Source organism: Dorea phocaeensis, from assembly GCF_900240315.1.
GTDB lineage: Bacteria > Bacillota > Clostridia > Lachnospirales > Lachnospiraceae > Dorea_B > Dorea_B phocaeensis.
Map to the genome: position 1 here is coordinate 45037 of NZ_OEPZ01000004.1, position 19083 is coordinate 64119.

Genomic DNA, 19083 nt, shown 5'->3' on the forward strand with positions numbered 1-19083 from the left:
GAACACACGATGGAACGTCCCTGTTGGAGCGGTTTATTGATGATATTTCCGGTGTGTGGAAAAATAGTATTTGTATTGGAACCGGAAACGAAGCGGCAAGTGCGGGGCATACGGCAGGCCAGCTTCGGGATGAGGAAGAGGCGGTGATTGAATTGGCAGTTCAAGATCGGCAGCCGTCTTTAAATATACAGATATGGAAAGAATATACGGATATCATAGACATTTCACTCATCTCTCCTTCGGGCGCAGAGATAGGACCAATTCCAGAAACACTTGGAGTGCAGAGGTTTACTATGGGACAGACGGAAGTCCTGTTGTATTACGGAGAACCAAGTCCATTCAGCACAGCACAGGAAGTTTTTATTGAGCTGCTTCCGGTTAATTATTATATGAATCAAGGGGTATGGAAAATTGTGCTGACACCAAGGAAAATTGTGACTGGTTTGTATGAATTGTGGCTTCCGAGTGAAGCAGTATTAAATAGAGGAACCGGATTTTTGTATCCTAAGAATACAACAACACTTACCATTCCTTCCACTTCGTGGGGAGCAGTCTCCGTGGGCGCTTATAATGGTCATACGTTGTCTTATGCGGATTTTTCGGGACGTGGTCCGCTGAGACGAGGAAGTGGAGTGGTCTTGAAACCGGATTTGGTCGCGCCAGGTGTGGATATTACGACCGTGGCAGCTGGCGGGGGCTATGCGTCTTTTACGGGAACCTCCTTCGCGGCGCCTTTTGTCACGGGGGCGGCAGCGCTTCTGATGGAGTGGGGCATTGTAAATGGGAATGATCCGTATCTTTATGGGGAGAAGGTGAAGGCATATTTAAGAAGAGGGGCGAGACAACTGCCGGGGTTTGAAGAATATCCTAATAATCAGGTGGGGTATGGGGCGCTGTGCGTGGGGGATAGTCTGCCGATATCATAAAGTAAAGGCTGTTGAAAAACGGAAAAGGATTTTATATTATTGAAGTATAGAAGATAAAAAGATTCGACTTATCTTATATCATAGGAGGGAACACATGTATCAGGCAGAAAAAGAACGATATAAATCAATGGAGTATTACAGATGCGGAAACAGCGGATTAAAACTACCGGCAGTTTCTTTTGGGCTTTGGCATAATTTTGGAGATGACTCAGATTATGAGAATATGAAACAACTGTGCTTTACGGCATTTGATCATGGAATCACACATTTTGACCTGGCAAATAATTACGGACCAAAGTATGGGAGCGCAGAGATTCATTTTGGAAAAATTTTGAAAGAAGAGTTGAATAGTTACAGGGATGAATTGCTGATCAGTACAAAAGCAGGGTACGACATGTGGGACGGTCCTTACGGAAACTGGGGCAGCAGAAAATATCTGATTGCAAGTCTGGATCAGAGCCTTAAAAGGCTGGGGTTTGATTATGTAGATATTTTCTATCATCATCGTATGGATCCGGATACGCCGCTGGAGGAAACAATGGGAGCGCTGGCTCAGACTGTGAAAAGTGGTAAGGCTTTATATGTAGGCTTATCGAATTATAATGGCGAAAAGCTTGCAAAGGCATCTGCCATTTTGGAAGATTTAAAGTGTCCATTTGTCATCAATCAAAACCGATACTCCATTTTTGACAGAACGATAGATCAAAATGGTTTGAAGGAGACGGCTAAAAGATTAAAGAAAGGGATTATTGCATTTAGTCCGCTGGCGCAGGGATTGCTGACGAATCGTTATTTGAATGGAATCCCGTCAGACAGCCGTGTGAAAAAGGATGGTCGCTTTTTAAAAGAGAGCGCGCTGACAGAAGAGCGGATAACACAGATTCAGAAGTTAAATGCACTGGCAGAAGAACGTGGACAGACATTGGCAGAGATGGCTCTTGCATGGGTACTTCAGGATGAGGCAGTCACAAGCGTCTTAATTGGGGCATCGAAATCGGAGCAAATTTTAGATAATATTCGGGCGACTAAGAACACGGAATTTTGTAAAGAAGAATTGCAAAAAATAGAAGAGATTGTGATGGATGAAATAAAGTCCTAAAAAACTAGCACTCAGCACTTGACTTGGCTAACAACTTCTGTTATATTACAAATAGAACAAGAAAACAATTTTATTCTATGGTGAAGGAGGTTCATCGTTATGAATATTAATAAATTTACACAGAAGTCACTGCAGGCAGTGCAAGGGTGTGAGAAAACGGCCATTGAGTACGGGAATCAGGAGATTGTGCAGGAGCATCTTTTGTATGCGCTTCTGACTCAGGACGACAGTCTGATTTTGAAATTGATTGAAAAGATGGGACTGAACAAGAATCTGGTTGTGAACCGTGTGGAAGAGGCGATAGGGAAACGCCCCAAGGTACAGGGCGGTCAGCCTTATGTAGGGCAGGATCTTAATAATACACTGATCCATGCAGAAGATGAAGCCAAGCAGATGGGAGACGAATATGTGTCTGTAGAGCATCTGTTTTTGGCGATGATGAAGTATGCAAGCAGGGATATGAAGGCGCTTTTCCGGGAACTTGGTCTTACCAGAGACGGATTTCTACAGGCTCTTTCTACCGTGCGGGGAAATCAGCGAGTGACCAGCGATAATCCGGAGGATACGTATGATACGCTGAACAAATATGGCGCAGATCTGGTGGAGCGGGCAAGGGAGCAGAAGCTGGATCCCGTGGTCGGAAGAGATTCTGAGATTCGGAATTTGATTCGGATTCTGTCAAGAAAGACAAAGAATAATCCGGTGCTGATTGGAGAGCCGGGAGTAGGAAAGACGGCTGTTGTAGAAGGACTGGCTCAGCGAATTGTGAGAGGAGACGTGCCGGAAGGCCTGAAAGATAAAACGATTTTTTCTCTGGATATGGGAGCATTGGTAGCAGGTGCCAAGTACCGCGGTGAATTTGAGGAACGTCTCAAAGCGGTGTTGGAGGAAGTGAAGAACAGCGACGGAAGAATCCTTTTGTTTATCGATGAACTGCATACGATTGTTGGTGCAGGTAAGACGGACGGTGCTATGGATGCTGGAAATATGTTGAAACCGATGCTGGCCAGAGGAGAGCTGCATTGTATTGGAGCGACGACGTTGGATGAGTACCGTCAGTATATTGAAAAGGATGCAGCGTTAGAGCGGCGGTTCCAGCCAGTGATGGTGGAGGAACCAACGGTAGAGGATGCTATTTCCATTCTTCGTGGATTAAAAGAGCGTTATGAAGTGTTCCATGGTGTGAAGATTATGGATGGAGCGTTAGTGGCAGCGGCAACGCTTTCTGACCGATACATTTCTGATCGATTTTTGCCGGATAAGGCAATCGACCTTGTGGATGAGGCTTGCGCATTGATTAAGACAGAGCTTGATTCCATGCCGGCAGAGCTGGACGAACTGCAGAGAAAGATTATGCAGCTGGAGATTGAAGAGGCTGCGCTCAAAAAAGAAGATGACCGTTTAAGCAGGGAGCGTCTGGAACATCTGCAGCAGGAACTGGCAGAACTGCGGGAAGAATTTGCCGGTAAGAAGGCGCAGTGGGATAATGAAAAGGTCGGTGTAGAACGAGTTCAGAAGTTACGAGAAGAAATCGAACAGGTGAATAAAGAGATTGAAAAGGCACAGCACTCTTATGATCTGGAACGGGCAGCGGAGCTTCAGTATGGCCGCCTTCCACAGCTGCAGAAACAGTTGGAGGAAGAGGAAGAGAAGGTCAAAGATGAGGATCTTTCTCTGGTGCATGAAAGTGTGACCGATGAAGAGATTGGAAGGATCGTTTCACGCTGGACGGGGATCCCGGTTGCAAAGCTGAATGAAAGTGAGCGGAGTAAAACACTTCACCTTGGCGAGGAATTGCATAAGCGAGTGATTGGACAAGATGAAGGAGTGGAGCTGGTAACGGAAGCGATTATCAGATCAAAGGCAGGAATTAAGGATCCAACGAAGCCAATCGGTTCTTTCCTGTTCCTGGGACCAACGGGAGTCGGCAAAACAGAGCTTGCCAAAGCGTTGGCGGAAAGTCTGTTTGACGATGAGAACAATATGGTCCGAATTGATATGAGTGAGTATATGGAGAAATATTCTGTGTCCAGACTGATTGGAGCGCCTCCGGGATATGTTGGCTATGATGAAGGAGGACAGCTTACCGAGGCGGTTAGAAGAAAGCCATACTCAGTGGTACTGTTTGATGAGATCGAGAAGGCGCATCCAGATGTGTTCAATGTTCTTCTGCAAGTGCTGGATGACGGACGGATTACGGACTCTCAGGGAAGAACGGTGGACTTTAAGAATACCATTCTGATTATGACGTCCAATATTGGTTCTGCTTATCTTTTGGAAGGCATTGACGAGCAGGGCAATATCAGTGCAGAAAGCCAGGAGGCGGTGATGAACGATCTGAGGGCGCATTTCCGACCGGAATTTTTGAATCGTCTGGATGAGACAATTATGTTCCGTCCATTGACGAAAGACAATATTTATGACATTATTGATTTGTTGGTAGCAGATGTAAACAAACGTCTAAAAGAGAAGGAAATATCGATTGCACTTACAGAAGCGGCAAAGAATTATATTGTGGATGGAGGCTATGATCCGATGTATGGAGCAAGGCCGCTGAAGCGGTATCTGCAGAAGCATGTGGAGACGCTTGCTGCAAAATTGATGTTGCAGGGAAATGTAGGGGCGCAGGATATGATCGTTATAGACGTGGTAGATGGAAAATTAACGGCAGGGAGCCAGTCATTGTGTCAGTAATATTTCATATCGATGTAAATTCCGCGTACCTTAGCTGGACGGCGGTTGAACAATTAAAACATGGCGCGAAGCAGGATTTGCGTTTGATCCCCTCGATTATCGGAGGGGATCAGAAATCACGCCACGGCGTAGTGCTTGCGAAATCTGTGGAAGCGAAAAAATATGGCATTCATACCGGGGAGCCGGTGGTGAATGCCTTTCGTAAGTGCCCGACTCTTGTAATGGAGCCGCCCAATCATAAGATGTACCGGGAATACAGTCAGAGACTTATGTCCTTTCTTCGTACCTATACAGAACGGATTGAACAGGTTAGTGTAGATGAATGTTATCTGGATTTTACCGAAATTGCGGATCGGTGGCATTCACCGGTGGACGGCGCGCTGGAGATAAAAAACCAGGTGAAGGAGAAGTTTGGGTTCACTGTGAATGTAGGAATTTCCAGCAATAAGCTGTTGGCGAAGATGGCGTCAGATTTTGAGAAACCGGACAAGGTGCATACACTGTATCCGGAAGAAATTCAAGTGAAAATGTGGCCGCTCCCGGTTGGGGAACTCTATATGGCGGGGCACGCAAGCGTAGAGAAGCTAAAAAAACTGGAGATTAACACCATCGGGGATCTGGCGCAGATGGATCCGGCGATTTTGGAGCTACATCTGAAAAGTCACGGAAGAAAGCTGTGGGAGTCCGCCAATGGAATTGGAAGTGATGTGGTTCAGACGGACCCGGCGGAGGCGAAAGGAGTTGGGAATTCTACAACGCTTCCGAAGGATCTTACCACGCAGGCAGAAGCGGAACTGGTGCTTGATAAGCTTTGTGGAAGCGTATCAAAGCGGCTGAAACAGGCAGGCCAGAAGGCTGGAATGGTAAGTGTAGAGATTCGGTATTATAATTTTGAAAATGTGTCCCATCAGAAGCAACTTTCACGGGCAGCTTCTCAGAAAGAGATTCTTTGTGAGGCGGCAGAGACATTGTTTAAAGAGTTGTGGGACGGACGTCCCGTAAGGCTTCTGGGAGTTCGGACATCTAAGCTGGTGGAGGAAGATGCGCCGGAACAGATTAGCTTGTTTGACCTGGATTTTCAGGAAGATATCAAAAAGATGGAAAAGAAAAAGAAGATTCAGGAAGCGCTTGAAAAAGTGCGGAAGAAATACGGGGATGACATTGTGAAAAAAGGCGTATAAAAGGGGAAGAACGCATATGAGACAAAGGAACTGGAAAGAATTTTGGGTGGACGTGCTGGTTGATATTGTGGCAGGATTTCTGATTGCGATTGGAGTTTATAATTTTGCATTGAATGCAAATTTCCCGGTGGCTGGATTTTCGGGAATTGCTATTATTATGTATCACTTAATGGGACTTCCTGTAGGTGCAGGGACGATCCTTCTCAATGTACCGGTGGCGATTTTCTGTTACAAATTTTTAGGAAAAGAATTCTTTTTGAAGTCAGTGAAAAGTATGGTGATTTCTTCGGTTCTGATGGATTATGTAGTACCGCTTCTCCCTGTGTATAACGGTAGCAGGCTGTTGGCGGCAATCTGTATGAGCGTACTGTGCGGTGTGGGATATGCCATGATCTTTATGCGAGGCTCGTCTACTGGAGGCCAGGATTTTATCAGTGTTGCGATCAAGAAAGTAAAGCCTCATATTACACTGGGGCTTATTACCTTTGTGCTGGATGTGGTAACCATTATTTTGGGAAGCGCGCTGGTGTTCAAGGATGTAGACGGACTGATTTACGGAATTATTGTGACCTATCTGATGACTTATGTGATGGACCGGATTATGTACGGAATTGATGAGGGAAAAATGACACTTATCGTGACGGAGCATGGTGATGAGATGGCAGAACGGATCGACGAGTATTCTGGGCGGGGATCTACGATTCTTCACGGAACAGGCAGTTATTCCAAGAAGCGTAAAGACGTGGTGATGTGTGCCTGCAATAATAAGCAGATGTATATGATTAAGAAGCTTGCACATCAGATTGATCCGCAGGCGTTTACGATTATTATGGAATCGAATGAAGTAGTAGGCGAAGGATTTAAGGAAAAGGTAGAGTAATAGAAAAAAGTGGGCAAGAGAAGAGGGGGGATTTCCCCCTTTTCGTGATTCTGCGCATGTGGTATAATGATTGCATTACATGCAATCCAAGCCGATAAACGGCTTGCTGTCACATCCGTGACAGATTGTTGCATATGATTTGAGAAAACAGAAGAAGCAAGAAATAGAAGCAGGAGGCAATCAATATGAAATTGACACAAATGCTGGAGCGTTTGGAATATGAAGTGGCGCAGGGGAGCGCGGATATAGAAGTGACGGAGTTGGTGAACGATTCCAGAAAAGCGGGCCCGGGATGCGTCTTTGTCTGTATCAGCGGAGCAGTTTCAGATGGACATTCCTATGTGGAAGATGTGACGGCAAAAGGAGCGGCAGCCGTGATCGTGGAACGCCCGGTAGAGGCGCCGGAAGGAGTGACGGTCATCCATGTAGATGATACCAGATATGCGCTGGCTCTGATGTCAGCCGCTTATTTTGGATATCCGGCAGAGAAACTGAAAGTGATTGGAATTACAGGAACCAAGGGAAAGACAACCACAACCTATATGGTGAAATCTATTTTGGAAGGAGTCGGCCATAAGGTGGGACTGATTGGTACCATTGAGGCATTGATTGGTGATAAATCTATTCCGGCAAATAATACGACACCGGAATCCTTTACCATCCATCAGTATTTTGCAGAGATGGTGAAAGAAGGCTGCGACAGCGTTGTGATGGAAGTGTCTTCTCAGGGACTGATGCTGCACCGTACGGCAGGAATTGAATTTGAGATTGGTATTTTTACGAATCTTGGAGAAGACCACATTGGTCCGAATGAGCACAAGGATTTCGAGGACTACAAAAGATGTAAAGGGATTCTGTTTACCCAGTGCCGTCTTGGCATCGCAAACGTAGATGATCAGTGGTATGAAGATGTATTCCAGAATGCGACCTGTAAGGTGGAGACCTTTGGGTTCTCTGAAAAAGCGGATCTTCGGGCAACGAATGTACAGCATGTGTCCAGGCCGGGCTACCTTGGTGTGAACTACCATGTCAGCGGCCTGATGGACTTTGATGTGGAGATTGACATTCCAGGAGAATTCAGCGTTTATAATTCGCTGACGGCAATTGCCGTGTGCCGGCATTTTGACGTCCCGGAAGAAAATATCAAGAAGGCGTTAAAGGTGGCGAAGGTAAAGGGCAGAATCGAGATGGTGAAGGTGTCCGATGATTTTGCATTTATGATTGATTATGCACACAATGCCATGAGTTTGGAAAGTCTTCTGTGCACACTGAGAGATTATCATCCAAAGCGGATTGTAACCATTTTTGGATGTGGAGGAAACCGCTCCAGAACAAGACGATTTGAGATGGGAGAGGTGGCTGGAAATCTGTCTGATTTTACCATCATTACGTCTGATAATCCAAGGTTTGAAGAGCCTCAGGATATTATCAATGATATTATTACGGGAATCAAAAAGACAGATGGAAAATATGTGGATATCTGCGACCGTAAGGAAGCAATTCGCTATGCTATTGAGCACGGAAAAGAAGGAGATATTATCGTACTGGCAGGCAAGGGACATGAGACTTATCAGGAGATCCGTGGCGTGAAGTACGATATGGACGACCGCGTTCTGATCAAAGAAGTATTAGAGGAGTTACATGTACGCTGATATTATCATCGATATTACACATGAAAAATTGGATAAAGTATTTCAATACCGCATCCCCTCTCATTTAGAGGGGATGCTTAAGGTTGGAACGGAAGTCGTGGTGCCCTTTGGAAGAGGAAATAAGGAGACCAAAGGGTATGTAACGGCGTTTTCGGATCAGACGGATTACGATGAAGCGAAGATTAAACCGGTACTTAGAGTGGCGGAAGGAAGCATGCAGATTGAAGCAAAGCTTGTGGCGTTGGCGGCGTGGATGAAGGAGCGTTACGGCGGAACCATGATTCAGGCGTTAAAGACAGTGCTTCCCATTAAGAGAGAAGAACGCAAGCTAAAGAAGCGGCGCGTACGTCTGCTGTTAAAAGAAGAAGAGGGCAAAGCGCTTCTTGAGGTCTATCTGCATAAGAATCAAAAGGCGAGAGCAAGGCTTCTGGCTGCTCTTTTGGATCAGCATGAACAGGACTATGAGACTTTGATCAAAAATCTGAATATCAGTCGGTCGGTGGTTCGGGCGCTGGAAGAGCAGAATGTGGTAGCGATGGTGTCGGAACAGATTTTCCGGAATCCGATCCGACAGGAAAAAAAGCAGGTAGTTCCGGTGGTATTTACGAAGGAGCAGACGGATGCGGTGGAGCGGTTCTGGCAGGAGTATCGGCAGGGAATTCAGACTACTTATTTGCTCTATGGCGTGACAGGAAGTGGAAAGACGGAAGTATATATGGAGATGATTGCAAGAGTGCTTGCGCAGGGAAAGCAGGCGATTGTGCTGATCCCGGAGATTGCACTGACCTATCAGACGGTGATGCGCTTCTACAGCCGATTTGGAGACCGGGTATCCATTTTGAATTCCAGGATGTCTCAGGGTGAGCGGTATGACCAGATGGAGCGAGTGAAAGCAGGGGAAGTGGATGTGATGATTGGACCAAGGTCAGCCTTGTTTACACCGTTTTCTAATTTGGGACTGATTGTGATTGATGAAGAGCATGAGACGACCTATAAAAGCGAGCAGGTACCGAGATTTCACGCTAGAGAGACCGCCTGGGAAAGGGCGCGAAATGAGGGGGCAAGCCTGGTGCTGGGCTCGGCCACCCCGTCATTGGAAGCGTTTTCGGCGTGTGAGCGGGGAGAATGCCAGCTTTTGAAGCTGACGCAGCGCACCGGGACGGCAAAACTTCCTTCTGTTTATGTAGCAGATATGCGAGAGGAATTAAAAAGAGGAAACCGCTCAATTTTAAGTGATCATCTTCGGGAATTGATGGAAGATAGGCTTAATAGGAAAGAGCAGGTGATTCTGTTTTTGAACCGGAGAGGGTATGCGGGGTTCATTTCCTGCCGCTCCTGCGGGTACGTCGTGAAGTGTCCGCATTGTGACGTGTCCTTATCTTCCCACCGGGGAGGCAGACTGGTCTGCCATTACTGCGGATATGAGGAGCCTATGATACAGAACTGTCCTTCCTGCGGATCCCATTTTATCGGGGGATTTCGGGCGGGAACGCAGCAGATCGAGGAACTAGTAAAGCGACAGTTTCCACAAGCCAGGGTGCTTCGTATGGATATGGATACGACCAAAAATAAGGACGGGCACGAGAAGATTCTGGAAACCTTTGAAAATGGCGGAGCAGATATTTTGATTGGAACCCAGATGATCGTGAAAGGACATGATTTCCCGAATGTAACACTGGTGGGGATTTTGGCGGCAGATCTATCTTTGTATTCGGATGATTATCGCTCGGCGGAACGTACTTTTCAGCTTTTGACTCAGGCAGCAGGACGGGCAGGAAGAGGCAAACGGGAAGGCGAGGTTGTGATTCAGACCTACAGCCCGGAACATTATAGTATTGAAAAAGCGGCGGCACAGGATTATGAAGGGTTCTATCAAGAAGAAATGAATTACCGGGAACTGATGGGATATCCTCCGGCGGAGCATCTTATGGCGGTGCTGATGATGGGAGCGGAAGAAGAGCACCTTGCGCTTGCTGCAAAATATCTGAAGGAGTATACGCTTCGGATTGACCGGGAACAGAAGCTGCAGGTGATTGGACCGGCAAGTCCGTATGTAGGAAAGGTAAACGATGTATATCGGAAGGTGTTGTATCTGAAATGCGAGACGATAGATCCACTGATTGACGCCAAAAATAAGATGGAAAAATATATTGAGATCAACCGGGGGTTTCAGTCCATTCGAATCCAATTTGATTTGGATCCGATGAATATTTTTTAAAGATAAAGTAACAGCAAATATTTTGAAGCGTGATGGATCAAATGTAAGAAGAGAAGGAGAAGAAAATGGCAATAAGAACAATTAGAGAATACGGCGATGAAGTGTTGGAAAAAGAGTGTAAGGAAGTAACGAAGGTGAGTCTTCGTACGAAGATTTTGATTAACGATATGCTGGACACCATGTACGAGGCAATGGGAGTCGGACTGGCGGCGCCACAGGTAGGAATCCTGAAACGAATTGTGGTGATCGATATAGGGGAAGGCCCGATTGTGCTGATCAATCCAGAGATTATTGAGACGGCGGGGGAGCAGACCGGAGAGGAAGGCTGCTTAAGCGTACCGGGGAAATCCGGCTTGGTGACAAGACCGAACTATGTAAAGGTCAGAGCATACGATGAAGATATGGAAGAGGTTGAATACGAAGGGGAAGGACTCTTAGCCAGAGCATTTTGCCATGAGATCGACCATTTGTCTGGAAAGCTGTATGTAGATCTGGTAGAAGGAGAGCTTCACGAAGTAAATTACGGGGAGGAAGATTAGATGAAAGTCATATTCATGGGAACACCAGACTTCTCAGTGGGCACTTTGGAGGCGTTAATTGAGGCTGGGCATGAGGTGGTCCTGGCTGTAACGCAGCCGGATAAACCCAAGGGAAGAGGCGGCAAGATGCAGTATCCGCCAGTGAAAGAAACGGCGCTGGAACATGGGATTCCGGTATTCCAGCCAAAGAAGATCAGAGATCCGCAGGCGATTGCGGAGCTTGAGAAGTATTCGGCAGATGTGATGGTGGTGATTGCTTTTGGTCAGATTTTGCCAAAGCAAATTCTGGAAATGACACCTTATGGCTGTATCAATGTTCATGCATCTTTGCTTCCGAAGTATCGGGGAGCTGCGCCGATTCAGTGGGCGGTGATCAATGGAGAAGAAGTGTCTGGCGTTACTACGATGCAGATGGATGAAGGGCTGGACACCGGTGATATGCTTTTGAAGACGGAATTTACGCTGGATAAAAAAGAGACTGGCGGAAGTCTCCATGACAAGCTGGCAAAAGCTGGCGCAGACCTGTGTGTGGAGACCTTACGGGCGCTGGAAAATCAAACGGCTGTGTGGGAAAAGCAAGGGGAGAGCCCGACACCGTACGCTTCTATGCTTGATAAAAAGCTAGGAGACATTGACTGGAATCAGGAGGCGAAAGCAATTGAACGCTTGATTCGAGGCTTGAATCCATGGCCAAGCGCTTACACCGATTGGGATGGTAAGGTGATGAAGATTTGGGACGCAGATGTGGTGGAAGAAGATTCGAACGAAGCGCCGGGAACGATCGTTAAGGTGGAGAAAGGCGGATTCTATGTACAGACCGGAAAAGGATTTTTAAAGGTGCTTTCTCTGCAGATTCCAGGAAAAAAACGGATGGATGCAGGAGCCTTTTTAAGAGGGTATGAGATCAAAGAGGGAACCGTGTTGACACAGAAGAAGTAGGCATATCTGAGTAAATTATGAATAATTGTTAAATTTGTATGAAAAGCAGTTATTTCCGATGATTTTCATATATAATGCTTATTATATACGCAGGAGGTGTAAATCATTATGTATTATCCAATGTACTTTGATCCCACATATATACTGGTTTTGATCGGTGTGATCATCTGTCTGGTGGCATCCGCCAAAATGAATGCGACTTTCAGCAAGTATTCCAGAATTCGTAATCATTCCGGAATGACAGGCCGGGAGGCGGCGGAGGTTATTCTGCACCGGGTAGGAATCTACGATGTGCGGATCGAACATGTATCGGGAAGACTGACGGATCACTATGATCCAACATCAAAGGTGCTGCGTCTGTCGGATGCAACTTATAATTCGACTTCTGTGGCAGCGCTTGGAGTTGCAGCCCATGAATGCGGACACGCTATGCAGCATGCAACAGCTTATGCGCCGCTTCGGTTTCGGGGAGCGCTGGTTCCGGTTGCCAACTTCGGAAGCGCCATTGCATGGCCTTTGATTCTGGTAGGACTGTTTCTGACAGGCAACACGTCCAGTTTGATTTTGAATCTTGGGATTTTAGCATTTTCCCTGGCAGTATTATTCCAGCTTGTAACGCTTCCGGTTGAGTTTAATGCATCCAACCGTGCAGTGAGAGTACTGGGAAGCAGCGGACTTCTTTATCCGGAAGAACTTCAGGATACACGGAAGGTTCTGACGGCAGCGGCTTTGACGTATGTCGCAGGAGCAGCTTCTGCAATTTTGCAGCTGCTTAGAATTCTTCTTTTGACCAGCGATAGAAGAGATTAAAAAGAGTGTCAGAAGATAAGAAAAGATAAGGGAAGAGAGAAAAGGATACACATGGAGGAGAGAAGATGGCAGCATCGGTAAGCGGGCGTGACCTTGTGCTGGAGGCGCTGCTCATGATTACAAGAGATGGCGAATACAGCCATATTGTTCTGAAAAATATTCTTGATACACATCAATATCTAGATAAAAAAGAGCGTGCGTTTATCACGAGAGTGGTAAATGGCACGCTTGAACGCATGATAGAGCTTGACTATATTATCAATCAGTTTTCCAAGGTAAAAGTGCAGAAGATGAAGCCGGTGATCCGCTGTATTTTAAGAAGCGCCGTGTATCAGATGCGATATATGGACAGTGTGCCGGATTCCGCTATCTGCAATGAAGCGGTAAAGCTGGCGGTGAAGCGGGGATTTTCCGGATTGAAAGGATTTGTGAACGGGGTGCTTCGGACAATCAGCCGGAAGAAGCAGGAGATTGTTATGCCGGATAGAGAGGATAAGGAGAGTTACCTGTCGGTAATCTATTCGCTTCCGAAGTGGCTGGTGGGTCACTGGCTGAAGGAATATGGAGAAGAAGCTGTGGAGCAGATGGGAACTGCATTTCTTCAGGCGGCGCCGACAACGGTGCGGTTGAATCTAAACCGGATGGAGAAGGAAGACATTCTGAAGCTGTTGAAAGAAGAAGAGGTGACGGTTTCAGAGGTTCCGGGGATGCCAGAGGCATTATATCTGTCGGGGTATGATTATCTGGCAGGGCTTCCGAGTTTTAGAGAGGGATTTTATCAGGTGCAGGATCAAAGTTCCATGCAGGTAGCAAAGCTTGCAGATCCACAGCCGGGAGATTATGTGATTGACGTGTGTGCGGCGCCCGGAGGGAAGGCAATTCATATGGCCGAATTGCTAAAAGGGAGCGGACACGTAGAAGCGAGAGATTTGACGGAATATAAAACGCAGAAAATATGGGAAAATGTAGAGCGAAGTGGGCTTTCCAATATCAGCGTAGTCTGTCAAGATGCGCTTTTGAAGACGGAAGCATCGATAGAGAAAGCGGATATTTTGATTGCGGATCTTCCTTGTTCCGGTCTTGGCGTACTGGGCAGAAAGCCGGATTTAAAATATCGGGTTACCAAGGAAGATTTGACGGAGTTACAGAACCTGCAGCGTAGCATTCTGCAGGTGGTAAAAGACTATGTGAAGCCAGGGGGAAGGCTGCTGTACAGCACTTGTACCATAAACCGTGGAGAAAACGAAGAGAACGCCGGATGGTTTGCAGAAAACTTTAAAGAGTACCATCTGGTATCCCAGCGGCAGATGATGCCGGGGCGTGACGGCGGGGATGGCTTCTACATCGCCGTATTTCAGAAGGAGAATCATGAGTAAAAAAGATATATGTTCCTATAGTTATGAAGAATTACAGATGGAGATGAAATTGGCCGGCGAGAAGGCGTTTCGGGCAAAGCAGATTTATGAATGGCTGCATGTGAAGCTGGCAGACCGGTTTGAAGACATGACAAACCTGTCCAAAGGACTGCGGGAGAAGCTGGATGCAGAGTATGAGATCGCCCGAGTTAGGATGGTGGATCATCAGATCTCTAAGGTGGATCCGACGGAGAAGTTCTTGTTTGAACTGGCAGATGGCAATATGATTGAAAGTGTACTGATGAAGTATGAGTATGGGAATTCGGTGTGCATTTCTTCACAAGTCGGCTGTCGGATGGGGTGTAGATTTTGTGCTTCGACGATCGGTGGATTGGAGAGGAATTTAAAGCCTTCCGAGATGCTGCGTCAGATTTATCATATTCAGAAAATGACCGGAGAACGGGTATCCAATGTAGTGATTATGGGGACGGGAGAACCTCTTGATAATTATGATAATTTTGTGAAGTTCATACATATGTTGAGTGATGAACACGGGCTTCATATCAGCCAGCGCAATATTACGGCCTCTACCTGTGGCATTGTGCCGAATATGAAGAGGCTGGCAGAAGAGGGACTGCAGATTACGCTGGCGCTTTCCCTGCACGGATCCAGTCAGGAAAAGCGAAAAGCACTGATGCCGGTGGCAAATAAGTACGATCTTGGAGAAGTACTGGATGCCTGTGATCTGTATTTTGAAAAGACGGGAAGGCGAATCACTTTTGAATACAGTCTGGTGGAAGGGGTGAACGATCAGCCGGATGATGTGAAAGGGCTGACGGAAATTTTAAAACATCGGAACTGTCATTTGAATCTGATCCCGGTTAATCCGATCAAAGAACGGGATTACCGCAGACCGAACCGCAAAAATGCGGTGGAATTCAAAAATAAACTTGAAAAAAACGGAATTAATGTTACTATAAGAAGGGAAAGAGGCTCTGATATTGACGGAGCCTGCGGTCAGTTGCGCAGACGCCATGCTGCCGCAAATGAAGGAGAGCCAGATGAAAATATATGCAATGACTGATGTGGGAAGAAAACGTGAAGTCAATCAGGACTATGTATACGTGACAGATAAGCCGGTGGGACCATTTCCGAACCTGCTTGTGGTTGCCGATGGAATGGGTGGACACAAGGCGGGGGATTTTGCGTCTAAATATACAGTGGGTGTGCTGCGGGATGAACTTGCGCAGACGCCGCTTGATAAGCCGGAAGAGATTCTTCGCACCGTAGTCGGCATTGCGAACCATAAATTAATCGAAGCTGCATCTACCGATGTGAAGCTAGAAGGAATGGGAACGACGCTGGTAGCAGCAACTGTTGTTGGCAATACGCTGTATTTTGCCAATGTGGGAGACAGCAGACTCTACCTTATTAATGATAAGATCCGTCAGCTTTCCAAAGATCACTCTTTGGTAGAGGAGATGGTGCGCCTTGGCGGTATTAAAGCCGAGGAAGCTAAAAATCATCCGGATAAGAACATCATCACCCGAGCAATCGGTGTGAAAGAGGATGTGGAGGCAGATATTTACGAATACCGTCTGAAAAAGGGAGATATCATTTTGATGTGTACAGACGGACTCAGCAATATGGTGGAAGATGAAGATATGTTTGACATTGTTAAGGGAGCACGAGATATTGTTGAGGCAGTGCAGATGTTGATAGAAAAAGCAAACAGCAATGGCGGGAGAGATAACATAGGGGTTGTTATGGCAGAGCCACTTGCGGATGAGGTGAGTGTATGGTAAAAGATGGAATATTTCTTGGGAAACGATATGAAGTGCTCAGCAAGATTGGCGCGGGAGGAATGGCGGATGTCTATAAAGGCAAAGACCATATGCTCAATCGTTACGTGGCAATCAAAGTTTTAAAGAAAGAGTATCGCGAGGATGAAAATTTTGTAAGAAAATTCCGATCAGAGGCACAGGCTGCGGCCGGGCTTCTGCATCCTAATATTGTAAATGTCTACGATGTTGGTGAGGATCGGGGCCTCTACTATATGGTTATGGAGTTGGTAGAGGGGATTACGTTAAAAGAATATATTGATAAGAAGGGAAGGCTTTCCCATCGAGAAGTGATCAGTATTGCGATTCAGGTGTGCTCTGGAATCGGGGCAGCCCATGCGGCAGAAATTATCCATAGGGATATTAAACCGCAGAACATTATTATTTCCCGAGACGGGAAAGTAAAAGTGACGGATTTTGGAATTGCAAAAGCAGTGACATCCAATACGATCAGCTCCAATGCGATGGGATCCGTTCATTATACGTCACCGGAGCAGGCAAGAGGCGGATTCAGTGATCAGAAGAGTGATATCTATTCCATTGGTATTACGTTGTTCGAGATGGTTACAGGGCAAGTTCCGTTTGATGGAGATTCTACAGTGTCGGTAGCAATGAAGCATTTGCAGGAAGAGATTACTCCGCCGTCCGAGATTGTGCCGGATATTCCATATAGTCTGGAACAGATTATCTTAAAGTGTACCCAGAAGAATGCAGAGCGGCGTTATAAGAGCACAACAGAACTGATTCAGGATCTGAAGCGTTCCCTGGTGGATCCGGAGGGCGACTTTGTCGTGATTCCTCCTCTTGGAAATGCAGATACTGTCATTATCACAGACGAAGAGCTGGATGATATTCGTGGTTCCTACGGTGAGGAAGACGAGTATGATGAATATGGAGATGCCGACTACGACGAGGATGATTACGACGAATATGACTCGGAGGAAGATTACGACGAGTATGATGAGTACGACGAAGGCCGGAAGAAGAAAAAGGGCGCAGATGACGTCAATCCGAAGATGCAGAAAATCATGAAGATTATGAAGATCGTGGTTGCAGTAATCATTGTGTTTATCCTGGTTTTCGCTGTCGGAAAAGCTGCCGGTGTGTTCAAGGGATTTGGCGGAATTACCAAAGAAGAGGAAACAGAAGGTAAAGTCAAGGTCCCGAACGTCGTCGGTATGACGGAAGAACAGGCGAAGAAGGCGTTAAATAAAAAGGGACTTGGATTCAAGGTGGCAGAGCGCAAAGACTCTAAGAAGTACGAAGAGGGAACCGTATCTGAGCAGAAGACCAAAGCCGGCAAGAAAGTAGCAAAGAATACGACGATTTTGGTTGTGGTAAGCTCAGGGCTGGTAGGAAATGAGATTGTCGTTCCAGATGTCAGCAATATGAGTGAGGACGAGGCGCAGAGTAAATTAGAGGAAGCCGGATTTAAAAAGATTTCATCTACATTTGAATACAGTGATTCTGTTGCGGAAGGAGACGTAATCGGAACGACACCGGCGGCAAACTCAAAAGCAACAGAAGAAACCGAGATTGTGATGAAAGTCAGCAAGGGCGCTCAGAAGAAGACAGTTCCGAATGTCGTAGGGCAGGCAGATGCGGATGCGCAGAATGCGATCAAGGCAGCCGGCCTTACAGTGGGTACGGTGACGTATGAGTTTGATGAGAGCGTTCCGAAGGGACAAGTGATTTCTCAGACTATCGCCGGAGGGGAAAAAGTGGCTTCCGGTACCAGCGTAAGTATTGTTGTCAGCAACGGTCCAAAGCCGGATGAACGCGTGGAGGTAGTAAGTTTTGTAGGTCATTACGAAAGTGAATTGACAAGCTGGGCTTCTGCAAATGGAATGTATGTGAATCGTTCTGGATCCGAGTATAGCGATAGCTACGCAAAGGGAGTCATTATTTCTCAGAGTCCGGCATCTGGAAAGCTGGATAAGGGAAGTACGGTTAGTTATGTAGTCAGTCTTGGATCGAAACCACAGGGACCGGGCGGTGACGGAGAAACCGGAGAAAGCGATTAGGCCTTAGGGATAATCAGATCACGCAAAGAAATGAAAGAAAAGGGTATGCAGGGAAAGATAGTAAAAGGAATTGCCGGATTCTACTACGTTCACGTAGTAGAATCCGGTGTTTATGAATGTAAGGCAAAAGGGGTATTCCGCAAGGAAAAAATGAAACCTCTAGTGGGTGATAACGTAGAGCTGGAGGTGTTGGACGAGGATCAGAAGAAGGGAAATATCACAGAGATTCTGACACGTAAGAATGAACTGATTCGTCCGGCTGTGGCGAATATTGATCAGGCGCTGGTGGTATTTGCGGCTGCAAAACCAGATCCTCATTTTAATCTGTTAGACAGATTTCTGGTGATGATGGAATGTAAAGAGATTCCGGTAGTTCTTTGCTTTAACAAAGAGGATGCGGCAGATGAGGAAAAAATCAAGGCGCTTCGTGAAATTTATGCGGGAACCGGATATCCGCTGATTTTTTCCAGCGCAAGAGAAGAGAAGAATATTGAACAGATCAAGGAATTATTAAAGGGAAAGACGACGGCTATTGCAGGACCTTCCGGTGTGGGTAAATCATCGATTATCAATTTGATTCAACCGGAAGCCAACATGGAGACCGGAAGCATCAGCCGTAAGATTGAACGAGGGAAACATACGACTCGCCATTCGGAATTATTTCCGGTGGGATCAGATGCTTATATTATGGATACGCCTGGATTTAGTTCCTTATATGTGAATGAGTTTGAAAAAGAGGAACTGAAATACTATTTTCCGGAATTTGCAAAGTATGAAGGCACTTGTAAGTTTCATGGCTGCGATCATGTGCATGAACCGGGCTGCACGGTAAAAGAGGCGGTGGAGACCGGAGAAATTCACAGGATTCGGTATGAAAATTATATAGAAATGTATGAAGAACTGAAAAATAAGAGGAGGTACTGAT

Annotated in this window: 14 protein-coding genes and 1 pseudogene; all 15 read left to right on the forward strand. The window is 46.3% G+C overall.

Features of this window, described 5'->3' with window-relative positions:
- Nucleotides 1-5 precede the first annotated feature (5 nt).
- Nucleotides 6-926: pseudogene (locus tag C0979_RS09340) on the forward strand (S8 family peptidase); the annotation flags it as partial.
- A gap of 94 nt (nt 927-1020) precedes the next feature.
- Nucleotides 1021-2025, forward strand: coding sequence for an aldo/keto reductase (locus tag C0979_RS09345; protein ID WP_101695726.1), 1005 nt, complete (start codon nt 1021-1023; stop codon nt 2023-2025).
- Nucleotides 2026-2124: 99 nt separating this feature from the next.
- On the forward strand, nt 2125-4719 hold the full coding sequence (gene clpB / locus C0979_RS09350) for an ATP-dependent chaperone ClpB (protein WP_101695727.1): 2595 nt from the start codon (nt 2125-2127) through the stop codon (nt 4717-4719).
- Nucleotides 4707-5900 carry a Y-family DNA polymerase gene (locus tag C0979_RS09355; protein ID WP_101695728.1) on the forward strand — a complete coding sequence of 398 codons (1194 nt, stop codon included), beginning with the start codon at nt 4707-4709 and terminating at the stop codon, nt 5898-5900. The genes clpB and C0979_RS09355 overlap by 13 nt, the downstream gene beginning before the upstream one ends.
- Nucleotides 5901-5916: 16 nt before the next feature.
- Complete coding sequence (locus C0979_RS09360; RefSeq protein WP_101695729.1) at nt 5917-6780, forward strand: YitT family protein; 864 nt, start codon at nt 5917-5919, stop codon at nt 6778-6780.
- 185 nt (nt 6781-6965) lie between these two features.
- A complete protein-coding gene (locus C0979_RS09365; protein WP_101695730.1) occupies nt 6966-8432 on the forward strand; it encodes a UDP-N-acetylmuramoyl-L-alanyl-D-glutamate--2,6-diaminopimelate ligase in 1467 nt (488 codons plus the stop codon).
- Complete coding sequence (gene priA, locus C0979_RS09370; RefSeq protein ID WP_101695731.1) at nt 8422-10650, forward strand: replication restart helicase PriA; 2229 nt, start codon at nt 8422-8424, stop codon at nt 10648-10650. Before C0979_RS09365 ends, priA begins: the two co-directional genes overlap by 11 nt.
- A gap of 65 nt (nt 10651-10715) precedes the next feature.
- Nucleotides 10716-11189 (forward strand): peptide deformylase, encoded by a 474-nt coding sequence (gene def / locus C0979_RS09375; RefSeq protein ID WP_101695732.1) that lies wholly within the window; start codon nt 10716-10718, stop codon nt 11187-11189.
- Nucleotides 11190-12128, forward strand: coding sequence for a methionyl-tRNA formyltransferase (gene fmt, locus C0979_RS09380; RefSeq protein ID WP_101695733.1), 939 nt, complete (start codon nt 11190-11192; stop codon nt 12126-12128). It abuts the gene before it with no gap.
- 108 nt (nt 12129-12236) lie between these two features.
- Nucleotides 12237-12938: a zinc metallopeptidase gene (locus C0979_RS09385; RefSeq protein ID WP_101695734.1), complete on the forward strand. Its 702-nt coding sequence runs from the start codon at nt 12237-12239 to the stop codon at nt 12936-12938.
- 65 nt (nt 12939-13003) lie between these two features.
- Complete coding sequence (rsmB, locus tag C0979_RS09390; protein WP_101695735.1) at nt 13004-14314, forward strand: 16S rRNA (cytosine(967)-C(5))-methyltransferase RsmB; 1311 nt, start codon at nt 13004-13006, stop codon at nt 14312-14314.
- Complete coding sequence (gene rlmN / locus C0979_RS09395; RefSeq protein WP_101695736.1) at nt 14307-15377, forward strand: dual-specificity RNA methyltransferase RlmN; 1071 nt, start codon at nt 14307-14309, stop codon at nt 15375-15377. The genes rsmB and rlmN overlap by 8 nt, the downstream gene beginning before the upstream one ends.
- On the forward strand, nt 15355-16098 hold the full coding sequence (locus tag C0979_RS09400; protein ID WP_101695737.1) for a Stp1/IreP family PP2C-type Ser/Thr phosphatase: 744 nt from the start codon (nt 15355-15357) through the stop codon (nt 16096-16098). Before rlmN ends, C0979_RS09400 begins: the two co-directional genes overlap by 23 nt.
- Nucleotides 16092-18158 (forward strand): Stk1 family PASTA domain-containing Ser/Thr kinase, encoded by a 2067-nt coding sequence (pknB, locus tag C0979_RS09405; RefSeq protein ID WP_101695738.1) that lies wholly within the window; start codon nt 16092-16094, stop codon nt 18156-18158. The genes C0979_RS09400 and pknB overlap by 7 nt, the downstream gene beginning before the upstream one ends.
- Before the next feature lie 45 nt (nt 18159-18203).
- Nucleotides 18204-19082, forward strand: a complete 879-nt coding sequence (gene rsgA, locus C0979_RS09410; protein ID WP_101695739.1) for a ribosome small subunit-dependent GTPase A — start codon at nt 18204-18206, stop codon at nt 19080-19082.
- The last annotated feature ends 1 nt before the right edge of the window (nt 19083 follow it).